Source organism: Sphingobacteriales bacterium, assembly GCA_016711285.1.
Lineage (GTDB): Bacteria > Bacteroidota > Bacteroidia > Chitinophagales > UBA2359 > JADJTG01.
Genome location: JADJTG010000013.1, coordinates 555950 through 579017, shown reverse-complemented (window position 1 = coordinate 579017; position 23068 = coordinate 555950). Strand labels below are relative to the sequence as shown.

28 protein-coding genes are annotated in these 23068 nt (G+C 41.9%); 17 read left to right on the top strand and 11 right to left on the bottom strand.

Annotation, left to right across the window (positions count from 1 at the left end):
* The first annotated feature begins 228 nt into the window (after nt 1-228).
* Genes IPL35_11915 through IPL35_11905 form a run of 3 tightly spaced genes read left to right on the top strand, consistent with a single transcriptional unit; the run spans nt 229 to nt 1429 of the window.
* A complete protein-coding gene (locus IPL35_11915) occupies nt 229-753 on the top strand; it encodes a hypothetical protein (protein MBK8444069.1) in 525 nt (174 codons plus the stop codon).
* The gene (locus tag IPL35_11910) at nt 699-1082 is read left to right on the top strand and encodes a hypothetical protein (protein ID MBK8444068.1); all 384 of its coding nucleotides are present in this window, start codon (nt 699-701) and stop codon (nt 1080-1082) included. Before IPL35_11915 ends, IPL35_11910 begins: the two co-directional genes overlap by 55 nt.
* Complete coding sequence (locus tag IPL35_11905) at nt 1001-1429, top strand: hypothetical protein (GenBank protein ID MBK8444067.1); 429 nt, start codon at nt 1001-1003, stop codon at nt 1427-1429. Before IPL35_11910 ends, IPL35_11905 begins: the two co-directional genes overlap by 82 nt.
* An 81-nt stretch (nt 1430-1510) precedes the next feature.
* On the opposite strand, the gene IPL35_11900 is transcribed toward IPL35_11905, so the two are convergent.
* The gene (locus tag IPL35_11900) at nt 1511-2092 is read right to left on the bottom strand and encodes a GNAT family N-acetyltransferase (GenBank protein ID MBK8444066.1); all 582 of its coding nucleotides are present in this window, start codon (nt 2090-2092) and stop codon (nt 1511-1513) included.
* Between the two features lie 82 nt (nt 2093-2174).
* Nucleotides 2175-3227: a COX15/CtaA family protein gene (locus IPL35_11895; protein MBK8444065.1), complete on the bottom strand. Its 1053-nt coding sequence runs from the start codon at nt 3225-3227 to the stop codon at nt 2175-2177.
* 410 nt (nt 3228-3637) lie between these two features.
* On the opposite strand from IPL35_11895, the gene IPL35_11890 reads away from it, so the two are divergent.
* Together IPL35_11890 and IPL35_11885 are read left to right on the top strand one after the other, a co-directional pair.
* Nucleotides 3638-4096 (top strand): hypothetical protein, encoded by a 459-nt coding sequence (locus tag IPL35_11890; protein MBK8444064.1) that lies wholly within the window; start codon nt 3638-3640, stop codon nt 4094-4096.
* The gene (locus IPL35_11885; GenBank protein MBK8444063.1) at nt 4077-4469 is read left to right on the top strand and encodes a hypothetical protein; all 393 of its coding nucleotides are present in this window, start codon (nt 4077-4079) and stop codon (nt 4467-4469) included. Before IPL35_11890 ends, IPL35_11885 begins: the two co-directional genes overlap by 20 nt.
* A 3-nt stretch (nt 4470-4472) precedes the next feature.
* Here the strand turns inward: IPL35_11885 and IPL35_11880 are convergent, their stop codons facing one another.
* Nucleotides 4473-4625, bottom strand: a complete 153-nt coding sequence (locus IPL35_11880; protein MBK8444062.1) for a hypothetical protein — start codon at nt 4623-4625, stop codon at nt 4473-4475.
* A gap of 27 nt (nt 4626-4652) precedes the next feature.
* On the opposite strand from IPL35_11880, the gene IPL35_11875 reads away from it, so the two are divergent.
* From IPL35_11875 to IPL35_11855, 5 genes are read left to right on the top strand one after another with little or no spacing between them, the layout of a single operon-like run.
* Nucleotides 4653-5018, top strand: coding sequence for a hypothetical protein (locus IPL35_11875; GenBank protein ID MBK8444061.1), 366 nt, complete (start codon nt 4653-4655; stop codon nt 5016-5018).
* A 6-nt stretch (nt 5019-5024) separates the two neighbouring features.
* Nucleotides 5025-5873 (top strand): hypothetical protein, encoded by an 849-nt coding sequence (locus IPL35_11870; protein MBK8444060.1) that lies wholly within the window; start codon nt 5025-5027, stop codon nt 5871-5873.
* Nucleotides 5857-6336, top strand: coding sequence for a hypothetical protein (locus IPL35_11865; protein ID MBK8444059.1), 480 nt, complete (start codon nt 5857-5859; stop codon nt 6334-6336). The genes IPL35_11870 and IPL35_11865 overlap by 17 nt, the downstream gene beginning before the upstream one ends.
* A 54-nt stretch (nt 6337-6390) precedes the next feature.
* The gene (locus IPL35_11860; protein MBK8444058.1) at nt 6391-7308 is read left to right on the top strand and encodes a hypothetical protein; all 918 of its coding nucleotides are present in this window, start codon (nt 6391-6393) and stop codon (nt 7306-7308) included.
* Nucleotides 7309-7330: 22 nt separating this feature from the next.
* The gene (locus tag IPL35_11855; protein MBK8444057.1) at nt 7331-7780 is read left to right on the top strand and encodes a hypothetical protein; all 450 of its coding nucleotides are present in this window, start codon (nt 7331-7333) and stop codon (nt 7778-7780) included.
* Between the two features lie 186 nt (nt 7781-7966).
* Here the strand turns inward: IPL35_11855 and IPL35_11850 are convergent, their stop codons facing one another.
* Nucleotides 7967-8314: a hypothetical protein gene (locus IPL35_11850; GenBank protein MBK8444056.1), complete on the bottom strand. Its 348-nt coding sequence runs from the start codon at nt 8312-8314 to the stop codon at nt 7967-7969.
* Nucleotides 8315-8434: 120 nt separating this feature from the next.
* Here IPL35_11850 and IPL35_11845 point away from each other — a divergent pair, with 120 nt between their 5' ends.
* The 3 genes from IPL35_11845 to IPL35_11835 are packed head-to-tail and all read left to right on the top strand — an operon-like array spanning nt 8435 to nt 10152.
* Nucleotides 8435-8944: a hypothetical protein gene (locus tag IPL35_11845; protein ID MBK8444055.1), complete on the top strand. Its 510-nt coding sequence runs from the start codon at nt 8435-8437 to the stop codon at nt 8942-8944.
* A gap of 58 nt (nt 8945-9002) precedes the next feature.
* Nucleotides 9003-9518 carry a glycosyltransferase gene (locus IPL35_11840; protein MBK8444054.1) on the top strand — a complete coding sequence of 172 codons (516 nt, stop codon included), beginning with the start codon at nt 9003-9005 and terminating at the stop codon, nt 9516-9518.
* The gene (locus IPL35_11835; GenBank protein ID MBK8444053.1) at nt 9412-10152 is read left to right on the top strand and encodes a hypothetical protein; all 741 of its coding nucleotides are present in this window, start codon (nt 9412-9414) and stop codon (nt 10150-10152) included. Before IPL35_11840 ends, IPL35_11835 begins: the two co-directional genes overlap by 107 nt.
* A gap of 11 nt (nt 10153-10163) precedes the next feature.
* Here IPL35_11835 and IPL35_11830 read toward each other — a convergent pair whose 3' ends face one another.
* Nucleotides 10164-10655 carry a YbhB/YbcL family Raf kinase inhibitor-like protein gene (locus IPL35_11830; GenBank protein ID MBK8444052.1) on the bottom strand — a complete coding sequence of 164 codons (492 nt, stop codon included), beginning with the start codon at nt 10653-10655 and terminating at the stop codon, nt 10164-10166.
* Between the two features lie 388 nt (nt 10656-11043).
* On the opposite strand from IPL35_11830, the gene IPL35_11825 reads away from it, so the two are divergent.
* Complete coding sequence (locus tag IPL35_11825) at nt 11044-12789, top strand: T9SS type A sorting domain-containing protein (protein MBK8444051.1); 1746 nt, start codon at nt 11044-11046, stop codon at nt 12787-12789.
* A 376-nt stretch (nt 12790-13165) separates the two neighbouring features.
* Here the strand turns inward: IPL35_11825 and IPL35_11820 are convergent, their stop codons facing one another.
* From IPL35_11820 to IPL35_11810, 3 genes are all read right to left on the bottom strand, one after another.
* Nucleotides 13166-14185, bottom strand: a complete 1020-nt coding sequence (locus IPL35_11820; GenBank protein ID MBK8444050.1) for a PorP/SprF family type IX secretion system membrane protein — start codon at nt 14183-14185, stop codon at nt 13166-13168.
* A gap of 136 nt (nt 14186-14321) precedes the next feature.
* Nucleotides 14322-16661: a leucine-rich repeat domain-containing protein gene (locus IPL35_11815; GenBank protein MBK8444049.1), complete on the bottom strand. Its 2340-nt coding sequence runs from the start codon at nt 16659-16661 to the stop codon at nt 14322-14324.
* Nucleotides 16662-17474: 813 nt separating this feature from the next.
* Nucleotides 17475-18272: a glycosyltransferase family 2 protein gene (locus IPL35_11810; GenBank protein ID MBK8444048.1), complete on the bottom strand. Its 798-nt coding sequence runs from the start codon at nt 18270-18272 to the stop codon at nt 17475-17477.
* Between the two features lie 280 nt (nt 18273-18552).
* Here IPL35_11810 and IPL35_11805 point away from each other — a divergent pair, with 280 nt between their 5' ends.
* The 3 genes from IPL35_11805 to IPL35_11795 all read left to right on the top strand — a co-directional run bounded on the left by IPL35_11805 (nt 18553) and on the right by IPL35_11795 (nt 19932).
* Nucleotides 18553-19374: a hypothetical protein gene (locus IPL35_11805; protein MBK8444047.1), complete on the top strand. Its 822-nt coding sequence runs from the start codon at nt 18553-18555 to the stop codon at nt 19372-19374.
* Complete coding sequence (locus tag IPL35_11800; protein ID MBK8444046.1) at nt 19341-19625, top strand: hypothetical protein; 285 nt, start codon at nt 19341-19343, stop codon at nt 19623-19625. The genes IPL35_11805 and IPL35_11800 overlap by 34 nt, the downstream gene beginning before the upstream one ends.
* A gap of 94 nt (nt 19626-19719) precedes the next feature.
* Complete coding sequence (locus IPL35_11795; protein ID MBK8444045.1) at nt 19720-19932, top strand: hypothetical protein; 213 nt, start codon at nt 19720-19722, stop codon at nt 19930-19932.
* An 89-nt stretch (nt 19933-20021) separates the two neighbouring features.
* Here the strand turns inward: IPL35_11795 and IPL35_11790 are convergent, their stop codons facing one another.
* The 3 genes from IPL35_11790 to xth all read right to left on the bottom strand — a co-directional run bounded on the left by IPL35_11790 (nt 20022) and on the right by xth (nt 23045).
* The gene (locus IPL35_11790; protein ID MBK8444044.1) at nt 20022-21419 is read right to left on the bottom strand and encodes a BamA/TamA family outer membrane protein; all 1398 of its coding nucleotides are present in this window, start codon (nt 21417-21419) and stop codon (nt 20022-20024) included.
* A 151-nt stretch (nt 21420-21570) separates the two neighbouring features.
* A complete protein-coding gene (locus tag IPL35_11785; protein ID MBK8444043.1) occupies nt 21571-22110 on the bottom strand; it encodes a hypothetical protein in 540 nt (179 codons plus the stop codon).
* A 164-nt stretch (nt 22111-22274) separates the two neighbouring features.
* On the bottom strand, nt 22275-23045 hold the full coding sequence (gene xth / locus IPL35_11780; protein MBK8444042.1) for an exodeoxyribonuclease III: 771 nt from the start codon (nt 23043-23045) through the stop codon (nt 22275-22277).
* Between the last annotated feature and the right edge of the window lie 23 nt (nt 23046-23068).

Sequence of the window (23068 nt, the reverse complement as noted above, 5' to 3'; positions counted from 1 at the left end):
TTTACTTTGGCTGTCAGTTGATTGTTGAGCGTAGTAGTAGCGGTATTATCGTCATCGTCTTTGCTACAGCCTACATTAAAAATGGCGAAACAGGAAAAATGAAAAGGAAAAATAATAATTTTTTGTTCATTGTATTGTGTTTTTTTGAGTTGTACAAAAAAAATATTGTGTCTTTTTGTTTTTTATAAAGGATGTCATAAAAACGTCATTTTTTTTAAAAAAACAAGTATGAATGATAAAGATAGTAGCTTTTCTTGTAACTTTGGCTTTATGATATACAAAAATATAGCATTTATCTGCTCTTTTGTCATTGTTTTATATTTTTCGGCTTGCTCCACTGACTTTGATGTCAATGCCGACTGGCAGGAAAACACCATTGTATATGGCTTGCTCGACCAAACCAAAGACGTACAATATATTCGTATCAATAAAGCGTTTTTGGACAAAAATACGGGTGCTTTGGAAGTGGCAGCTATCCCCGATTCTTTGTATTTTAAAAATGCGCTCGTTTCTTTGGAAGAGTACGCCAATTATACCGTCAATGAAGAAGACGGCTCCATTGCCGTACAGGGCAATGTGGTGCGTACTTATACTTTTGAAAAAGTAAATGCTGCCGATGAGGGTTTGAGCAAAGAAGCGGGTATTTTTGCCAATGAGCCTTTCTTTTGTATAAAACCAACACCGCCGGAGCTGACAGTTTGGTGGGTACGCACGCTTATAAACTCAAAATTATTACCGATGGTGGCAATTTGATAGAGGCGGTTACGCCATTGGCGTATGTGCCGCAAACACCCGGTCAGACTTTCAGATACCTTATTCATCAGCCCAAAACGAGCACCAGCCTCAACCTTACACTACCCACAGGAACCAACCCCGACCGCAAAATTGCAATTGAATTTAACCCTGCTAACAATGGTGCTATTTATGATTTGATACTCGATATTGTGTATTCCGAAACACTTATCGCCGACCCTACTCAGATAAAAACCGATACTTTGCAATGGGTCTTGTTCAAAAGTCAGCAAAAGAGGAATTTCCGGCAGCTACCAGCAGCGGCACTCGCCGACAATATACTCAGCTGACCACCGAAGATTTTATGAATTATATCGCTGCTAGTATGCAGCCTAATGAGGCGGTGTATCGCCAACTGAAAGCGATGAATTTTACGATGTACACCGCTACCAATAATGTGAAAAATTTTCAGGATATTGCTTTGGCAGCACAATCCAGCTTAAACGGTGGCGACTTTAAACCCAACTATACCAATGTAAGCAACGGCTACGGATTATTTGGCTCACGATACAGCGAAACGGTAAGTGTTACTGCTTTTGAAGCCGCCGGATTAGACGAAATTGCCTGCGGCAGCATCACCGGCGGTTTGAATTTTGCCCCCAGCCCCGGCAGCATTTATTTTCCCTATTGCCCCTGAGTATTGAGCTTTATCTTGAAAAAAAAAATAGGCATTTTATTAAAAAAACACCTTGAAGTGTATAAATGCAACAAAACTTACCTATCGTGTATCGTTTTTTTTCCAGTTTTTTCTTTCCATACAATATACTGCCATCGTATGCTCCCTGCCGTTGATGATGTGTTTTTCTGTATCAAAACCGATGTATTCAAAGCCCAAACGCTCCGGCACATGGCGACTTTTCAGATTGCCCAGCGCACAACGAATGAATACTTTTTCTAAGTTTTTATCCTTTTTAAAAGCGTAACCGATGAGCAAAGTACAAGCATCACTTACAATTCCTCTGCCCTGCCACGCCTCCGCCAACCAGTACCCGATGTCCACCGATTGTTGCGAAGGATTGTAGTCGTGTAAATCTATCAAACCCACCAATTGGTTTTCGTAGCGGATTTCAAAAATGTCTTTTCGGTCGGCAGATAAAGTGCTGTTGCGGGCGGATTTCAAAAAGTGGTAGGTGTCGGCGGGTTTTTGGTTGGCATCTACCCAAGGCAGCCAAGTGCGCAAATACTCGCGGTTTTCTTGCACCAAGGCAAAAATGACAGGAACCTGTCGCAAGGTGGCAGCCTGCAAGCAAAGCGGAGTTGTGGCAGAACGCAAAGGCAATGACCCAATATTCCAAAGCATATCACAAATATTATTACGGCTAATGAGAAAATATCAATAAAAATCAGTGGTATAAATCATTGAAAATAAAATATTTATCATTTTATTGTGGCTTGTTGCGGTATTGAAAATTTAAAAACAACATCATATTGAGCAAAGTAAGCCCCCCCGCCTGATGCAGCACCCCCCACAGCACCGACACACGATCGCCGGAAGCCGTGAGCAAAGTAATAATGCCCAGCAACACCTGTACCAACACTATCAAAGGTAAAGCATGTATCCATTTTTCAAAATACACATTGCCGCGCAGGTGACGTGCCTTTATATAATACCACAGCGTAGCAATAAATACTAAATATCCTAATATGCGGTGTGTAAATTGAATGGTGGTGCGGTTTTCGCCAAAAATTTGAGAAAAAAGAAAGGTCTTCGCGCAACAAATTATCCGTACCCATTGTCCGTTCATCTGTGGCCAGGTGGCATACCAACCCGCCGCTTTCAGCCCCGACATAAAACCGCCAAAAATAATTTGCAGCAGTATCAAAGCACTCAGCCCCCAAGCGAGGCGGCGCAGGGCAGGAGCATTTATTTTTTGTTGCGACTTATCGTCATTGTTCAGCAACAATTCCACCACCCACCACAGCATAAAAGCAAACAACGACAAAGCAGCCAGCAAATGCGCTGTCAGGCGATAATGACTTACATAAGGATTTTCGGACAAGCCGCTTTTTACCATCAGCCAACCCAATAAACCTTGTGCGGCATACAACAACAACAGCCACACAAAACGCCGCGTATTTTGACGGTCTAAGCGGCGGGTGGCAGCAAAAAAAGAAAATACGCCCAACAAAAACATAAACCCGATGCGCCCCCACAAACGGTGCAGCCACTCCCAAAAAAATATAAATTTGAAGTCGGCGAGGCTCATGGTGCTGTTGAGCAGTTTGTATTGTGGCGATTGCTGATACAGCAAAAAAGCCTCATTCCAGGCGGTGGTATTGAGCGGCGGCAGTGTGCCTGTAACAATATCCCAGCGTGTAATGGACAAACCGGAGCCGGTGAGCCGTGTGATAGCTCCCAACAATACCTGAATAACAATGATTATCAGTGCAGTAATGAGCAAAAAACCGAGTTGCTTTCTGTGATGAGGACGCATAAATCTTACAAAAAAATATAAATATACAAGACTTTTAAAGCTGTTTTTGTTTAAAATTAATCAGCGGCTTTTGTAACTTGATGATGATAAATAAAAACGATACAAAGTTAAGATGGCTGTTTTAAAAAACGCCCATAATAGTGTTACTTTGTTGTAATACCTCGACATATCAAGCATTTTAAGCCCACCCAATAAGCCAATCTCAATTACAAATGCTCTTATTGTTTTTTTTACTGTCTATATTTATACAATAATAAAAAAAGTTTATTTTATCTTGTATCTGTTATCGTTATTATTGCTAATATTGTACTCACAGACTAATGTATTAATTTTTGATTTTTATATGCAATATTTTTTTATTTTTTGAGTTAATGTTGGGGTATTTTTAAAAACCATAATTTATTATAACTATGGGTAAATATTTGATACTTATTTTGTGCGGCACTCTATTGCTGTTCACTTTATCTTGCACCAAAACAGAAATAGCAGTAGTTGGCGACAACAATGCTCCTGAAGATTATACTATATCCAATGAAATAAAAGATAATTTTATTTCAAAAACATTTTTACTGCTCTTGGGCAGAAAACCCAGCGACATAGAGTACACCACCGTATTTGAAATACTCAACCGCAATAACTGCTCTGTTGCCGACCGCGAAGCTGTTATTGATTTGCTGTTTGCTCACCCCGATTATCGCTTGTGGCAATATCGGCAAGAGAATAACCAACTCCTCAATAATGCCACCGCCGACGAAATTGCCTATCATATCGCGGAAGTGGAATCTGAAATCAATAACCCCGATTTGTCGGAGGTGCTCATTGAAAATCAAAAGGAACTTCAACCTCTATTTGCTCCGCGATGCCCTTGACGACTACACCAAAGGAAATATCAATATCATAGAACTCCACCGCCGCTTGGTGAGTACGCGTATTTTCTTTTTTTCCAAAGGCTTCGGAAAAGACTGGATTAACAGCGTTTTTGAATATTTTTTGAAACGACTCGCCACCGAGAAAGAAGCAGATGCCGGAGGATCTATGTTTTTCGGCTATCAAAGTGTGTTGTTTTTGCAATCAGGAACTTCTTTTGAAGATTTATTGCAAATATTTTTCAACTCCGATGCCTATTTTGAAGGACAAGTGCGCAGTTTATACCAAAAGTATTTATTTCGCGAGCCTGCCAACGAAGAGTTGCTGCCCTGTTGCAATCCTACCAATCCAACCTCGACCGCGAAGCCCTCCTGAAAACTATTTTATTAAGCAACGAATATCTCGGAATATGAAACCTCTGTCGTACAAATTGCTGTCGTTGATGACTGCCGTAGTGCTGCTCGCTACCGCCTGCCAACAAGAAAAATTGGTGGTATATGAGGTCAATAAAGAGCAAGTGTCTTTAAGCACTATTGATAAAAACAATTATAAAAAGAATTGGAATTTATCACGCTGGCTTATTCGGATTTGTTTGATAAGCCCATTGACAACGCCGAATTGCAACAAACCGCTTTTACCTACGCCGCTATCGGCGATAAAGATTTGGTGACGGATATGCTCATTCGCGATTTCCTGAAACGTGATAGTGCTCCTTTGCCTTCCGATTTTGAGATGCGGCTCAATATTCCCGTTTTTGTAGAAAATACTTATCAAAAATTTTATCACCGCAAGCCCACCGAAATGGAAAAATGGTACTGGAACGATGCTATTGGCAAAGATGCCGATATTACGCCTTCGCTTATTTATTATACTTTTTTGACCTCCGAAGAATATCGCTTTTTTAATACATTAAAGAAAAACTGATAAAGTATGAACCGCCGTAATTTTGTTAAAAAAAGCGTTTTGGCTTCTACTGCTGCGCTTGCGTTTCCCTATATTTTGCCTACGGGCAGGTTATTTGCCGCCACCGGCAGCCGCATCGCCAACCATGTGGTGTTTTGCCTCTTTGCCGGAGGTATCCGAAATATAGAGTCGGTACAAAAAGCCGAAGGCAATCTGATGCCCAATTTACTCGCCGGTAATGAAGCTATCAACGCCGATATTGTTGATGCTGTGCAGCCCTTGAATACTTTGCTCCCGCAGCCCCTTCAGCAAAAGGCAACCTTGTTTAAAAATTTTCGCTACAACAGCCCCTTGGCGGGGCACTACCAAGGCAATACTGTGGCAATGACCGGAGCTTATGTCAATGAAACCGATTTTAGTTTCAGCGAATACACCCGCCGCCCTACTTTATTCGAATACTATCGCAAACACAGCAGCCCCGCCACCTCTGCTTTGCAAACGTGGTGGGTATCCAACGGCATCGGCGAAAACGAAAAACTCGCCCACAGCAGCGATGCCAACTATGGCAGTAGTTTCGGTGCCAACTTCATTTCGCCCAACTATGTGCTGTACAACTACGAAGCTATTGATGTATGCAAAACTTTTTCTTCATCTGAACAACTGAAAACCAACAAACTGCGCACTTTTTTAAATAATAACTTTGAAAAACCCCTCAACGCCTCTTCTATCGCCGCAGATACTTATTTTAGTAATACGCCCGAAAATAAAACCCGCATTGAAGCTTTTTTGAGCCAGCTTATTCAAAAAGGAAAGACGGGGCAATATTACGAATCCTGGGGCTTGCCAAATGCTTTAATGAATGGCGACTATGTATAATGTAATGCTCGCCGAAGAGGTGTTGCGCACTTTTAAGCGGAATTGTGTGGTAAATATGACCGAAACTGATGTGTGCCACCGAAATTTTTCGCAATATTGCAATAATCTCCAAAAAGCCGATTATGCCGCTGCACATCTTTGGCAAACCATTCAATCCATACCCGAAATGGCAAACGACACCATCTTAATCATTGCTCCCGAACACGGCAGAGACTGGGAAGCCAACTCTATCGTTGATGAGTATGGGCGTTATGCCATTGACCACGGCGACGATGATGGCAGCAACGAAATATTTTGTATGGTAGCAGGTCCTTCTGATAAAGTGTATCAAAACAATATCATCAATGCCATACAAGGTGAAAGTATTGATATTGTGCCTACTATTGCTCATATTTTGGGTTTTTATCAAGATATTCCCGGTGGATTTTTAAATGGCACTCCTTTATATGCCGCGTTCAAATAATATATTTTCCGCTCAAAGATGCGCTTCTTTTATACCCAATAAAAAATTGCAATTATGAGAAATCATCAATTTTATCAAGCATTTATATCGGCAATGGTATTGATATTGACCTTATCCTGCGGAAAAGAAACACCCGATCCCGATAATCCTTTCAATAATATCAGTCAAGTGCCTTCGGATAGTAGCCAAATACCCTACACTTCGCTCGACTCCTCCGATATTACTGCCCTGCACCAACAGATTTTTCAGCCGAAATGCGCCATTCCGAGTTGTCATGGCGGCGTTTTTGAGCCGGATTTCCGCACTGTAGAATCAACCTATAATACGTTGGTGTATCAGGAGGTGATAAAAAATAACGGTGATTATGAATTTCGCTTTCGTGTAGTGCCTTACGATACGGCAGCAAGTTGGCTGCACGAGCGGCTGCTCACCGATGATGAGGTACTCGGGCGTATGCCGCGCTACGCACCCCCACTCAATGCTACCGAAATGCGCCATATCAACGAATGGATTTTGAACGGAGCTAAAGACATAAACGGCGATGTAGCCGTGCGTCCTGATATAAATGTCGGCATTTATGGTTATGATGCCTACGACCTCAATGGCAATTTGGTGAGCAACAACCGCCCACAGGAAAATGAACCTTTTGTGCTGGAAAACGACCAAATTATTAATATGGTCATGTTTGTATTTGATGATGAAAAACCGAGTGAGGAAATTTTATACAACAAACTAAAAATATCTACCAATCCCGATGATTTCAGTAATCCGGTGCGGGTAGTAGATGCCGTATTTAATTGGGATTATTATGTATGGGTTGTGCAACTCAACGGAGCTGATTTTGAAACAGGTGTTCAGTATTATTTCCGCTACTACGCCCGCGATGCCGAACACCAAACACCGGTGGAATTTCCCAATAACCGCAATAATTTTTACTATACCAAAGGCTATTGCTCATTTATTGTCCAATAGTAATAATAAAAACAAGCATTCAATGTTAAAAATCCAAAAAAATGGACTTTTGCTGTGGGGCATTATAATGCTTGCAGTGGGCTGCAAACAGGAAGATGCCGATTTGGGATTTACCGAAATACCGGAAATTGAATTGATTGGCACGCAGCCTCTTTCAGTAAAAGCATTTAAAGACAGCATTGTTTTTACCATTGCTTATAAAGATGCCGATGGTGATTTGGGCGAAAATAATGCCGATGCCGAAAACTTATTTCTCACAGACGAACGCATCGGTATTACATATCCGTACCGTATTCAGCAGTTGTCGCCTGCATCGGTGCCCATTCAAGGACAATTAGATGTGGTACTTAAACACACCCTCATCACGGACGGCAGCACCCTGCAAAATGTAACATACAGCATATATATAGAAGACCGCGCCAAACACCGCAGCAATACCGTCACTACACCGAATATTGTAGTGCAGGAGTAATAAAAAAAAACACCGAAAGCTACTATGGCTTTTTGGCAATTTGCGGCTCGCCCTCAAAATATACCCAAAATAAAGGCAAATCGCCGCGAAACGAACCATCAGAATTATAAATAGACTCCACCGGAGCCATTGCTATAATTTTGCTGTTCATTTTAAAATTTTTCTTGTCAAAATACCATTCCTGTTTTACACGAAATTTTTTACTTCGGGGCGGTTGAGCGGATTTTCTATCGGCTTCATCACCTCTTTTTCCGTTACAGGGTCGGCAACCAAAATGGTGTCGTGTTTGACAAAGATATCGGCGACTTTCTCTTTACTCAACAACTCATAAGTCGTAAAATCATACGCCTTGCGCTCGCCTTTTTCTACCGCCTCCAATATCATATCCATCAGTTCGCGGTCTTTCATCGCTATCGTTTCTATTTCTTCGTCCGGCGAATTGAATTCTACTTTAAAATGGGTGCGTTTTGCCCACACTACCTCCTGACCTGCACTGCTGCTGTCGCCCTTGTCGTTTTTGCAAGAAAAAAGCAAGTCATTATCATCAAAAACAACAAAAAATATGTACTTTTCCTCATTGCTGTTTGTAAGGTGTTTTAAAAAATTTTATTTTAAAAAAATATTGCTAAACCGCTTGCAAAAATAGTAAGTTTTATGGCGATTTTTATTTTTTCGCGGGCTGTTCGAAGCGGCAAAACCACCGAATTGTGGAATTGGTGCGCCCCACGCCGCGATGTGGCGGGCATATTGATGCCGGACGTACACGATTGCCGTTTGATGTACGATATTGCGGCAAAAATTTATTTTCAGGCGCAATGTCTGCAACCCGACACTGCCGACCTCGTAAAAGTAGGTAAATTTTCTTTTTACCAAAAAGCCTTTGAACGCGCCAACCGTATTTTGGAAAATGCTGCACTACACCTATCTTACCGCTACATTATTATAGATGAATTAGGAAAATTGGAATTGCGCCGTGAGGGTTTTTACGCGGCGGCTCAACCGCTCTTGCATCAATTTCAGCACCCGCCGCCACTTTTGTACGAGAGGCATATTATAGTAGTTGTCCGCGAGGATATATTGCCCTTATTCATTCAACATTTTGATTTGCATACTTTTTATCTTATTCATCATCTGAACGACTTGGAAGCAATAACAAATTCTTGAACAAAACACCGCCAAAGCTACTATTTTTGTGCTTTGAATGCTTTTTTTTTGGGGAATAATGATGATCATATTGTCGGTAAAAGTTTTGCTCTGCTCGCTTGCCGTGGCTTATTTTGTGCTGATGCGGGTGTATGTGCGTGCTTGGCGGCAATTGCCCAAGAGCAGCATATCGCAAGATTTTGTGCCATCAACGGGCATCAGTGTTATTATTCCGGCTCGCAACGAAGCCGCCAATATTGAAAATTGTGTGCGCAGCATTGTCGCACAGCACTATCCCGCCGCTTTGTTTGAAATAATTATCGTGGACGACCACTCCGAAGATGACACCGCTCTTTTGGTGAAAAACCTCCGGCTGCCGCAGGTGCAAGTATTGGATTTAGCGGCATATTTACAAGGAAAAAAACATCAACTCTTACAAAAAAGCGGCTATCGCTTACGGCATTGCACAAGCCCGCCACCCGCTTATTGTGTGCACCGATGCCGATTGTACGACACCGCCCCTTTGGTTGCGCAGCATTGCTCATCAATATCACATCAATCCTTATCGCCTGCTCACGGCTCCGGTGGCTTTTGAGGGCGAGCAAGGTTTTTTTCAACGGTTTCAAAGTTTGGATTTTGCCGGAATGATGCTCATCACGGGTGCATCGCTGCACAAACGACTCTCGCTAATGGGAAATGGAGCTAATTTGAGCTACGAAAAAGCGGTGTTTTATGAAGTGGGCGGCTTCGACCAAATTGACACCGTAGCCTCCGGCGATGATTTGTTGCTCATTCAGAAAATAGCAGCAAATTATCCGCAAGGCATTTCTTTTTTAAAAAATACCGATGCTATCGTCACCACGGCTGCCTGCCCCACTTGGAAAGATTTTTTACAACAGCGTATTCGCTGGGCTTCCAAGAGCAACCAATACAACGACTGGAAAATAAAAAGCATTTTGCTGGGGGTGTATCTGCTCAATATGAGTTTGCTATTTTTACCACTTGCGGCTCTTTTTGATATTCGGTGGTGCTGGGTATGGATATTTCAAATATTTGTAAAAATAATTGCCGATTATTTTTTTCTTAAAGAAGCCGTTTCTTTTTTTGGGCGCAGCGATTTGATGCGTATTTTTTTACCCGCCCAATTGCTGCACATCATTTATATTGTATGGGCAGGTTGGGCAGGCAACTGGAAACGCTACGAATGGAAAGGTCGCCGCGTGCAATAGAAAAATAATTTTTAATCGCGGCGGTGATAAAATACCAAAGTGGATTTTGCCAAAACGTGTGTGTACATCGTAAATGCTACCGCCGCCGGCAATGTGTTTTTATCTAAGCCTAAAGTGGCTACATCTAAAGCATATATGGTAATATTGTATTGATGAATACCGTGTCCTTTCGGCGGGCAGGGTCCATCGTAGCGGCAATTTCCGAAATCGTTGAGACTTTGAATGGCACCTGCGGGCAGCATTGTGCTGTCTGCAACACCTGAGCCGGCGGACAACTCGCCGATATGCGCCGGAATATCAAACAAGAGCCAATGCCACCAACCCGAAGAGGTAGGCGCATCGGGGTCGTGTACGAATACTGCAAAACTCTTCGTGCCTTCGGGTGCGCCACTCCAACTCAATTGCGGAGACTCATTGCGCCCGCCGCAGCCGCTATAACATTCGCGCTCGGTTGCCTGACCTTGCAGGGTGCTGCTTTTTAATGTAAAATTCTGTACTGACATGTTTGAATGATAAGTTGATTTTTTTAGTTTTTTATATCTGTGATTAAAAAGAGAATAGTATCAATATAAAAAAATTTTTGTTCAATGGCTGTTTGTTTGGGTTGTACCTTTTGTGTGTTTGTAAGATACACCATTTTTGATATTGAAAAAAATTTATGCTCTTCTATTTAGAAAAAATTTTACGCTTTTTTATTCTATATTTATCATTTTATTGCCTTCATTTACCTGTGATATCATTGTATTTTGCTTTCTTCAATTCCTTTTTTTGATTTTTATAAATAAAAATATTTATTTTTACATTTGTGATATTTTTTGATAAATAACAGCAAAAACGCTAATTTCTATTCTTTAAACAATCCTAAAATTATTTTATTTTATGAAAAAAATTTTGCTTTATTGCTCTCTCTTGTTGAGTGCGTGGCAACTGCAAGCGCAGTGTACACAAAACACCGTCAACGTCGGAGGCTCTAATAATTGTAATACGGCACCGCCCATTGAGGGCTATGTGAACTCGTGCAGCAAACTTACTATCAGCAATGTGGGCAATGTGTGGGGTTCGCCTCAGCAATCACCCAGTTGCGGTGTAGGTACGGTAAACCACGATGTGTATGTAAAATTATCTACTCACCCTGCCAATGTTATTCCGAGTTATGATGGTTCGGTGGTAGTGGGTTTTCATAGCTATCCGGGGTATCCCAACAGCCCGCCTACTATCGCTATCCATGCGGAAGTGGACGGAAAAGCAGAAGACCCCGTTTTTGGTTGGTGTACCATTAATTTGGATATCGACTGCTTGAATCCTGCTCCCAGCCAAACCAGCGATTTCTTAGTAACCAACATTTATTGCGGGGACAAAGACAGTATCAATAATAATCACTTGTATTTGCCGCCGGGTAGTATTCCTTCTTTGTCGGGATTATTAACTTCTTTGCAACAACAAGGACAACCAATTTGTGAATTAACGGATATTGCACTTTGGATACAAGCTGAAACATACGATGCTACCCAAACCGGCACCTTCGCTTTTGAGGTTTCGGAATATGCACCCGGATTTTTGTGCGGCGACCCGACTATTATGACCCTCGCCGGTACAGGAACTACCAAAACCGCCAGTGCTACTAAATGTTTGTGCGAATTTGCCGGAAATGGCGGTTTCCACGAGCCGGGCAACTATTCAGGAGGTACGGCTCCTTGCCCTACTACCACCGGAACTTCGGCGTGGTTCAAGTTTACAGCACCCTTTACCACTACCGAAAACAATGTGGCTTTGTCTATCAGCGGCTCCAGTGTAGCGCAAAATTATAATATCTCTTTGTTGTCTAGCGTGGTATGCCCCGATAAAACAACTACCAACCCTTTGGATAACAGCACTATCACTTACAAAGGTGACTTGATGGACGCTCATGTGGTGGAAGGTCAGGCGTGCGGCAGCACCCTGAACGTAAACTGCTTGCCCGCCGGTGATTACTGGGTAGTAGTATCGGGCGAAAACACAAAAGCTTCTTTTACACTGAATACCACCGTTACCAGCGTTAATTGCTGTGCTGCCAACCTCGCCGTTACTACCAACGTAACCAATACCAACTCTACCGAACAGGCACAGGTTATTACTGCTACCAATACCATTACAGGTACTTCCAATACTGTTATTTATGCGGCAGAAAACTATGTTGATTTGAAACCCAGCTTCAGGGCTACAGCTGCCGGAACTTCGGTATTCAAAGCGTATATCTTACCTTGCAGCAACACACCTGCTTTAATGCCGGCACCTGCACCTACCACCAATGAAGTGGCTGCCATCAAAGCAGCAGGTACTAACTTCAATAAAGTTCATTTAGGCAAAAAAGCTACTATTACTCCGGCAAGTGATTTGTTCTTGAATATGGCTCCGAACCCAACTTCAGAATCAGTGACACTCAATTACAACAACAGCAGCGATGTAGCTTGCAAAGCTTTGGTAGAAGTAATTGACGTACAAGGAAGAACCGTATTGAGTGTAATAGATGGAGAAATAGATGCCGCTTCGCAAAAACAAATGGTGTTAGATGTGTCATCTGTGCAGAAAGGTATTTACTTCGTAAAAGTGACACTTTCTAACGGAAAATCTGTTTTCCAAAAATTAGTGGTACAATAATTCTGAAATTATTACGTTGTAAAGGAACTAAAGGACGATCAAAATTGTTTTCAAACCAATTTGACAGTATTAACAATACTGTGTAAGTGAAAGAAGCGAAGTAAAATTATACTTGTATAATTTGAAACGCCGAGACCATAACCACTCCTTTACAAAGAGGTTGCTTTTTTGGGCAACCTCTTTTTTTTATATAAAAAAAACCCATAAAGTTCTTGAAACTTTATGGGTTTTATCTTTTTATCGCAAAAAAACTATTCAATATCAATCTGTTTTTATAAAGCGTTTTTTAAAAAAAAGTTACCTGATGCCATTTATTGTTTTTGAATAAAATTGATATTTCGCTCACTGCTTTTGATACAAAATAGTTGTATAATCGCTAAAAACGAGGGCAATATAAACGCTCGCTGCGCTGACGGAAACCGCCAATGTGTACAAATGATAATTCGGGACCACCCCGATAATTAGAGCCTGCTTTCAGCTCCGATACATTGATGTCATACGATAACAAGGCGCGGTATTTGCTCCATTCATAACCCGCTACTACAATAATGGCTTCGGCACTGCGATACCACAAACCGCCATGAATTTTTGAAGCCGGATTATATGCGCTGCCTTCGGTGAGTGTATATACTACATTGAGACCGCCGATGATTTCCTGCGCTTTTTTCTCACGGCTCAAAAATACCGCCGGCTGCCAAGATATATTGCCCATTTTGTAGGCAGCACTGATGCTCGCAATAGGACGCACACCGCGCCGATTGTTGCCACTGGTGTTGGTGGTAAAATAAAAACTCTCAACAGGCTCATTTACATGCAACGCCGAAAATGCTGCATTCAAAGTAAAATCTTCCGTTAAAGAAGCCGTCACCGAGCCGCCTGCACTCAAATCTAAGTAACCGCGCCGATTGTATTCAAAATTTTCACCATTGCCGATGTTTTCATCAAAATCATTTTCGTTCCACTGACTGTTGAAATACAACTTGTCAAAATCAATGCCTTTGCGCGTGTAGGTAAAGCCGCCGCCCAGCGACACATATACATTGCGCGACAAATCTTTGTGCATTGCCACTGAGCCGCCCACTTGTAGCGTTTGCAACACGCCATCACCGGCACGGTCGTACAAAAACTGACCGCCTACGCCCAACCAGTTGTCGCGACCGCTTTCATCTTGAAATAAAGCTAAATCGCCATACACCCCCAAAGTTTGATATGGGACAGTTACACTTGACCACTGATTGCGGGCAATGCCGCCCACGCGATAATTACCGTTAAAATTGCCGGTATTGGCAGGATTGTAGGCAGGATACGCATAAAACTGTGAAAAATGTACATCTTGCGCCTGTGCCCAAAAAGTCGCCAAGCCCATACAAAACCATAAAAAGGCAATTTTCTTCATATCGCAATGCTGTTTTAAGATAGATACGCTAAAAACGGAAAAGATGCTGAAAAATACAACACATTTTCAAATATGCTGTCAAAAAAAATACTTTTGTTGTTTTCAGACTGAAATTGTACAAAAGTATTAAAATATTTTAGCGATTAATGATAAAATGGCTGTAGTATGTTTGGCGGGAGGTATGTGCTTTTACAAAATAACTGCCACTTGCCAAATTCCGCACATCTATTTGATGACCAATGCCTTTTTGTGCCAATCGCAAGCGACCCGCCGCATCGTAAATTTCTACACTTTCTATTTTTTCACTGCTGTTGAGCGTAATAAAATCGCTGGCGGGGTTGGGCGAAATTTGGAATAAATCAGGGGCGTTGATGGCTTCAAAACCGATAATTTCGGGTTGGTTTTCTATCACGGCGGTTTCGGTCGTATTCGTTATTATCGGGAAATTGTAATCAAAATAAATTTCGGCGGTGTTTTTGAGTTGGCTGCCTATTGTCACACTGTCGGCGGCTTTGATTTTGAACGCCACAAATCCGTGACTTTCCGGCTCGTTGGTGGTGCTGTCGGGCAGATTGATGTTCTCAAAAAACACTTCCAAGGTGCGATTTTCCAAGCGCAAGCGATAATCGTGGCTCGCCGCCACCATCTGAAAAGTGGAAATGTCTAAGTTTTCCGCCAACTCATCTTTCACCACCACCTGTATTGCCTCCGCACTGCCCGTGTTTTGAAAACGAATGACGTAATGCAGGTAATCATCTATATTTTTTACCTTAATTTGAGAGCCTTGCAAGCAAGTTTTGTCGTTGGGGTCGTAAGAATCGACGACAGTTTGATTCAATGTAGAATTATTGTCGTTGGGGGTTTCGTCTGTTTGTGGATAATCGCTGTATGCCAAAAATTTTAAAGTGTCGCCGCCGTTCAGAGGTGGTGTTTCTTGTGGCGAATTGAGGTTGAGTGTGAGGTTAATACTGCGGCTCTCAAAAGGCTGCAAATCGGCGAAATTCCAAGTGAGGAGGCTGTCGCTTTGGGCTACCACGGCGGGCGAAGCCGACACAAAATCCAATACGCTGTCGTCAAATTGCAGGTGAATACTGCCGCTTTCGCTTTGATTGCCTTTGTTTTTGTAGGTGATTTGGTAGTTGGCATCAAAACCCGGGCGGGCATCGTTTAAAGGAATAAGCGTAATTTCCAAATCGTGGTGTGTGCCATTGGGCGCGATGCAGAAATTCTGGGTAACAGAGATATTATCGTCTTCTGCAAAGTTGAAAGTAGCAGAACTTGCCGAAAAATAAGGATTTTCAAAAACAGGTTGTAGCGTATACATACCCTCATTACAGTACAATTCATAGTTTCCCGAATTATCTGAAACGGTATAGCCGCCTTCCGCACCGTCCTCAACTTGTACAATTTGATAACTCAAAGGCGCATCATTTTCATCACAACCATTATTTTCATCATCAAAAATAACATTACCTGAAATAGTATTGTAATTGCCGCCCGGCTCAAAGGAGCAGTAGGTATTGATTTGGCAGTTGTTTAAACCAGCTTGTATGGCATAATTTTTTACAATTTCTAATTGACTTTCATCGCAGCAGATATAAGCGAGATTGGGGTTATCATAAAAATATAAACCACCTTCATCGTTACCATTTTTTATCAATAAACTACTCAGTTGATTACCCCCACAATATAAACTTTGCAAATTGCTTAAAGCAGAAACATCTAAACTGTTCAGGTCATTATAAGAACAATCTAAATATTGCAAATTGGGTAAATTAGATACCTCTAAACTACTCAGTTGATTATCATTACAAGATAAATATTGTAAATTGGGTAAATTAGATACATATAAACTACTCAGTTGATTAAAATAACAAACTAAAGTTTGCAAATTGACTAAATTAGATACCTCTAAACTTGTTAGTTGATTACCCGCACAATATAAACTTTGTAAATTGCTTAAAGCAGAAACATCTAAACTACTCAGTTGATTAGAATAACACCATAAACCTTGCAAATTGCTTAAAGCAGACACCTCTATACTCGTCAGTTGATTACCCCCACAATTTAAAGTTTGTAAATTGACTAAATTAGATACCTCTAAACTACTCAGTTGATTAGAATGACAGTATAAAGTTTGCAAATTGGTTAAATCAGCTACCTCTAAACTCGTTAGTTGATTATCACCACAATCTAAATGTTGTAAATTGATTAAATTGGATACCTCTAAACTTGTCAGTTGATTATTACCACAATTTAAAGTTTGCAAATTGATAAAGTTCTCAATGCCTGTTAAATCTGAAATACTTTCATATACTAAAAACAAAGAATCCACTGCCTCGGCTTCTGCCACCTGTATTTCGTCATCGTTGTTGGTGTCAATAACGGGGTTGTGGTTCAAAAGGGCGTTTTTGAAATTTAGGTCGGGGATATTCACAATTTGGGCGGTGGCAAAATGGGTGTAGCAGATCGCCAAAAATAAAAATCGTTCTCATAGTTCAGATAAATTTGTTTTTCTATGGTGAAAAAAATAAATACACTCCGCCTTGTTGCGGAGCATATTGCAAATATATCCTATTTCTTCAAAAAAACAATTATTGCGTTATTTTATTTTAATATTTTTTTACAGGCTTCTCAATAGGCGTAAAAACGTAAATTTTCACGTTCGGAGGTGCATTTTTTACGTTCTTTACGCCAAATTTCACGTTCCAGACGTGAAATTTCACGGTGGAGGGCGTAAACTTTCACGTTCCTGACGTAAACGTTCACGGTGGAGGGCGTATATTTTCACGTTCCTGACGTAAACGTTCACGGTGGAGGACGTAAAATTTCACGTTCCAGACGTAAACGTTCACGGTGGAGGGCGTAAATTTTCACGTTCTATACGTAAACGTTCACGGTGGAGGGCGTAAATTTTCACGTTCTAGACGTAAACGTTCACGGTGGAGGACGTAAACTTTCACGTTCCTGACATAAACGTTCACGGTGGAGGACGTAAACTTTCACGTTCGGAGGTGCATTTTTTACGTTCTTTACGCCAAATTTCACGTTCCTGACGCAAAATTTCACGGTATCGGGCGTAAATTTTTACGGTGGCAGACGTAAATTTTCACGTTCCTGACGCAAAATTTCACGTTCCTGACGTAAACGTTTACGGTATGGGGCGCAAACGATGCACCTTTGAGCCTAAAATATAGCATATACGCAATGAAGTAAAAATTATTAAGAAGCTTGAAGCCGCCTCATCGCCTTTGGCTTGGGTAGGTAGTTCGCTTTTACGCAATAGGTGTCATTGTTCAATATGGTGCGTATTGAGTCCGTTTTTGCATCGGGTGCTGCGCGTGGCAAGGGCGTTTTCGAGGAGTAGGTCGTTGGCGGTACGCACTTGCTTCGCACTGCTTTCGGGGTGATACAGATGATACGCCACCGCCGCAAATTTGAGGTTGATGCGCCGAACACCGCTGTTGAGCAGGCGCAACGCAAACTCGCTGTCTTCGCGCCCCCACCCTACAAAGTCTTCATTAAAACCATTGATGCGCTCCACATCATTGCGCCAAAACGACCAATGGCAACCCCGTACTTTTTCGTGGTGCGCCACTTCCTTTGATGCCATATACGACAAAGCGGAATTGTCCAACATATTGAAGCGATTGGTAATGCCTTTTTCCCAAAAAGAAAAATCAATGCGCTTTTCCTGCAATGCCTTTTGCGTAAGTGCCTCCGACAGCAGCACCCGCGAGCCTTGCAGCCAATACCCGCGCTGCGCACGCCGCCGATGTGCCTGCACAAAATGAGGGTGCAGTATCATATCACCGTCTATCATCACGATATAATCGCTGTGCGTGTGTGCAATAGCTCCATTGCGCGAGCGTGCCAGCCGAAAACCCTCATCGGGCTGCCAGATATGGCGCAAAGGAATAGCGAAATGCGGCATAAAATCTGCTATTAATCGGCGAGTGCTTTCGGTAGAGCCATCATCAGCAATGAGGATTTCGTCGGGCAGTTGCCCTTGCCGCAATACGCTCAACAATACGAGTTCGAGAGCATCGGGGCGATTGTAGGTGGTGATGATAAGAGCAAGACGCATAGCGTATCAAAGGTATATTTTTTTTGTGCGATATTCTGAAAACCGAATAAAATCTGTTGGATTATTCTATTCTTTTGATCATTCTTATATCACCTGTTTACAGCTCTTGTAAAAATTATATTTTGTTGTAAGTTTGTACCGCCAAACAGCAACTCCATCTATCAATATCGGAATTTTTTTGTTATTGTTTGTGTTTAGCTTTTTAAAAAAAGACAAGTAGTGCGGGTGAATGGTGTTTTTTTTTATTTAAAATATTCAAAACCATATAATTATACATAGTATGTCTGTTGCTCCTGCTGCGTTTTCAAAAGAAAAAAACAATGTTTTGTTTTTAATTGTTTCGGGGTTTATTGTCGCTTCATTTTGGTCGTGCGGCAGCAAAAAAAATTCAGGCGATACTGTTTTGGTTTCGCAACAGGCGGCGGTTAAAGATACGCTGCCCGCTATGGCACTGACTCGCTATCTTACGGCACTCAAAGAAGGCAACGAAGCGGCAGCACGCGCTGTATTCTACGACGAAGCAATGCCTTTTACGCTCACTGCCCCTGTGCCTATCACCGACTACAAAGTCATCAGCGAAGGCAGTATCAACGCCACAGAAGCCCTGCGATTTGATTTTCAGCCCGCCCCGCAAGCCGGCGATGTGCAAATGGACGTGCAGCAGTACATTACGCCGCATAATGAAAAACTGATGTTTTCGTATTGGCTGCGCAAAAAAGATGATATTTGGAAACTCGCCACCTGGACGCTCTGGAACGCCGACTTGCAGGATAGTTTTGCGGGTTTTCGGGATACCAGCCGCCGCGACTCTTCGGTGGTGGAAGATTTGGCTCTTCCGGTGGGCGACATCAACTTTAGCCCCGATACCGCCAAAACCTCTTACAGCCCTGTGCCTTACGATACCATCAACGCTTCGGTGGCTATTTTTACTGCCAACGAAAAAATTGCCGACCTCTCCAAAACCGCCTCCATCGGCAGTGCCATTACCATCTACGAAGCCCACTTTGCCAATATGGTCGCGCTCACCGCCGATGCCTGCAAAAACCGCGACAACGATGATGTGGTGTATTGGGATTATTATGCCGATGGCGGAAAAAATTAGTGGGGCGTTTTCCGATTGCTTGTATGACAGCAAAAGAATACCTCAAAATTTTGGGTGTCGGCAAAGAACCCGTTGAGCGTATGGTGCGCCTCAACGAAAAAGGAAAACCCAAAAAGAAAGCCGTTCCGGTGCTCAACCTCAATAATGCCGGAAAAGTAGTGCTTTTTAAAAACTTTGTACATAGTATTCAGCCGCTTCCCAAAAAATTTGCCTTGCCCGCCGATGCCGCCGCCACTGTGAAAGTGAAATAAATAGTGTCGTTTTTACACTTTCTGCCGCAGTATAAAGACAAACTAAAACGCCTGTTTTTTTGTTTTTACAGAAAAATAAGACGTTTTATAATTTATGGAAACTGTTCAATTAAATAATTGGGTAAATGCAGAAGTGGCTGCTGTTGCTTTGAAGCAAGCCGGATTTGATGCGGAAGAAGTACGCACACTTACCCAATTTTTACAAAAAAACAACAGCGATTTGTGGAATACCAACAATGATGATACCCTGCCTGAATCTTTGACCCTCAATGATGAAGATTTGCAGGAAAATTTGTTCAATCGCTGATGATGATTTAAAATTATTTTACATCACCGATGCCTTTTGCGGGGTATCGGCGATGTATATATTTTTTATTTTTTTTTAGTGAAGTATGTTTATAGCTCATAATTGATATTTACCTGAAAAAGCAGATTTTTGTCTCGGTGACGATTCCACGAATATTCTATGCCCAAAGTAAAATCATAAAAACTGTATATATCCACTCCTACTCCATAGCCCAATAGCCAAGAACGATTGAACGGATTATCGCCATAACTAAAATCGTTGCCGATTGCTGCCGCTTCTGCATATAATTTTGGCAGCACTTGCAGGGGAATTTTTGAAAATTGAACCCGCCGACTCAATGGATTCCTAAAACTCGTATTCACCACGCGCCATTTGAGCGCATTGCGCAACAGTACATAGCGTTGTGCTTCTACGACATAATATTCGTAGCCCCGCACAAATGAACCATTGAAACCCAAACGATATACCATATTGTAGGGCAAATAATTTGAAAAAGTGAGCCGAGATTTTATATTTCCCGACCAAAACCAGTTTTTTGAGAGATTTTTATACCGGCTGTATTGTGCTTCAAAAGTAAGTGCATTAAAATTGGCACTTTTTAATATCCCCGATACCGTTACCAATGCCTTGAAATAGTACCCCTGCAAGGGATAAGCGCGAATATCGCGGTGATCATTTCCAAAAATATAGCTCAACTGCAACTGCGATTGTTGCAATCGAGATGCACCAAAATATTCGGGATTTTTTTCGGCTACTTCTGCTACAATACCATTATTGAGGTAGCTAATGCGAAATTGGTGTGTTTTGAGCAATGAACGGCGGTATTGCATCTGCAAAAACCCCTCCCAGCGTTGGTTAGAAAAGGTATGGTGGGCATAATTGAGCTGTTTGTTATGGTCGGTAGTATATGCTATTTCACGCTCTGCTACATAAGCGGCGTGTCCGGTAATACCCACACGGCGGCGGCGATCAATGGCAGGCGACTGATAACGCAGCAGTGCCCGCCGCGAATAACCCCACAAAAAATTCATTGCCAGCGTTTCGCTCAAGCCCCGCATATTGTAGTTGATTAGATAAAATCCGTATTTCGTGCGGCTTAAACGATAATCGTGCTCCCGTGCCCATACATTAAAATTACGGTCGGCAAGCTCAAATACAGGCAACAGCATCCAAAACCATCGCTCCGTGACGCGAATATACAGGACGGCATCATTAGTGGCAGCGGTGCTGTCGGGTTGCAACATCAACTCCACGTTGTTAAACAGGCGCGTGTTGTAAATACGCTGTTCGTTGAAAGTAAGCCGCTTTTTGATGTCGGCGGCTTGCAGAGTGTCGCCTGCCGCAATGTTCATTTCGCGCAAGATGATGCGCTCCTGCGTAATTTTATTGCCCGAAATATCAATGGAACGCACCACCCAGTAAGAAGGGGAAAGACTATCGGCAACAGAAGGGAAAAAATTTTGTGCTGCTGCTTCACAACTGTACATTATTCCGATTATCGCACAAAAAACTTGCACAACTTTTATCAAAAAAAATCTATACAGCTGATTCATATACACACTAAAAACACAAAGCAGACAGGTTACCGTTGTACGGTTTAATCGGTTTATTTTTTTATAGGCGGGTGATAATTTTTTTTCAGGAAGTGGTAAAAATCTTCAGATAATGCTTCAGTGTATCAAAAAAAACTTGCAAGGAAGGCTCTTTGATTTGTACCATAAAATCGGCGTGATGTGTGCTGTGCGGCAAAGGAATCCCCACTCTGAATTTTGCTTTGGACAAAGTAGAAATATATTCCAAAGGCAGGTTTTCTTCAAAATAGGCATTCATTAAAATATCAAATTCGCTGTTGATAAAACTATGCACCAAAGGCGATATGGGTTTTAAATACCAATTTATATCATTTCGCGAAAAACTTTCTATATTCAGGTGGCTATTGGCGGCAGGAGCATTTATAAATGCCAGTACCCTCACTTTTTTTCCTTTTTGCCGCCAGCTTTCCTGAATAGATTCTACCACTTTTTGGTCGCTCATATTGGTACCGTCAAATAAAATGCCGATGGTTTTGGCTGCTTCAAAACCCACCATCGTGCGCGGCAGATTTTCGGCTTTTTTTAATTCATTATCCAAAAAATAATGAAAAAAGAAAATTCTTATTCTTTTTATAAATTGCATCATAAGAGACTCTCACGAAACAGGATAATAAACTTGTATCTTTTAATTGCCCACATCTGCCGCTACAAAAAACAGACAAGGCTGTAATGATGTGTATTATTGATAATATAATATGTACAAAGGTAAATAAAATACTGAATAACAAGGTTTTTGCAAAAAAATATCCACTACATGGCTATTTCCATCAGTACGGCGCAGTGGTCGGATTGTAGAGCCTGCGGAAAATGCTGCACACTGCGCAAACGCTCCCGCAAAGGCTCGGTGGCAGCGTGGTAATCGATGCGCCAGCCTTTGTTTTTTTGGCGTGCTCCCGAACGATAACTCCACCAAGTATATTCGTGGGCTTTTTCGGGGTAAAAATAGCGGAATACATCAATAAATCCGGCATCAAAAAATTTATCTAACCAAGCACGCTCCTCCGGTAAAAAACCCGATTCGTTGCGGTTGCCTTTGGGGTCGTGTATGTCTATTTCGCGATGACAAATGTTGTAGTCGCCCGAAATAATGAGGTGGGGTTTTTGTTTTTTTAAGTTTTCTAAATAATCAAATATTATATCCAAAAACTCCATTTTCAGTGCCTGCCTGATTTCGCCGGAGCCGCCCGAAGGAAAATAGGAACTAATAATGCTCAGGTCGCCAATATCTGCCATCAATACACGCCCTTCGGCATCAAAAAATGTGTTGTTCATTCCATAATATACCGCCGAAGGCTCTATCTTGCTCAAAATAGCCACGCCGCTATATCCTTTTTTTTCGGCACTGAACCAATAATGATGAGCATATCCCAATTGCTCAAAAGCTGCTACATCTACTTGTTCGCGTGTAGCTTTGGTCTCTTGCAGCAGCACTACATCGGCTTGTGTCTCTTTCAAAAACTCACACAGCCCCTTGTTCATGGCGGCACGCACTCCGTTTACATTGTATGTCAGCAGCGAAATTTGAGGTTTCATGGCGCAAAAAT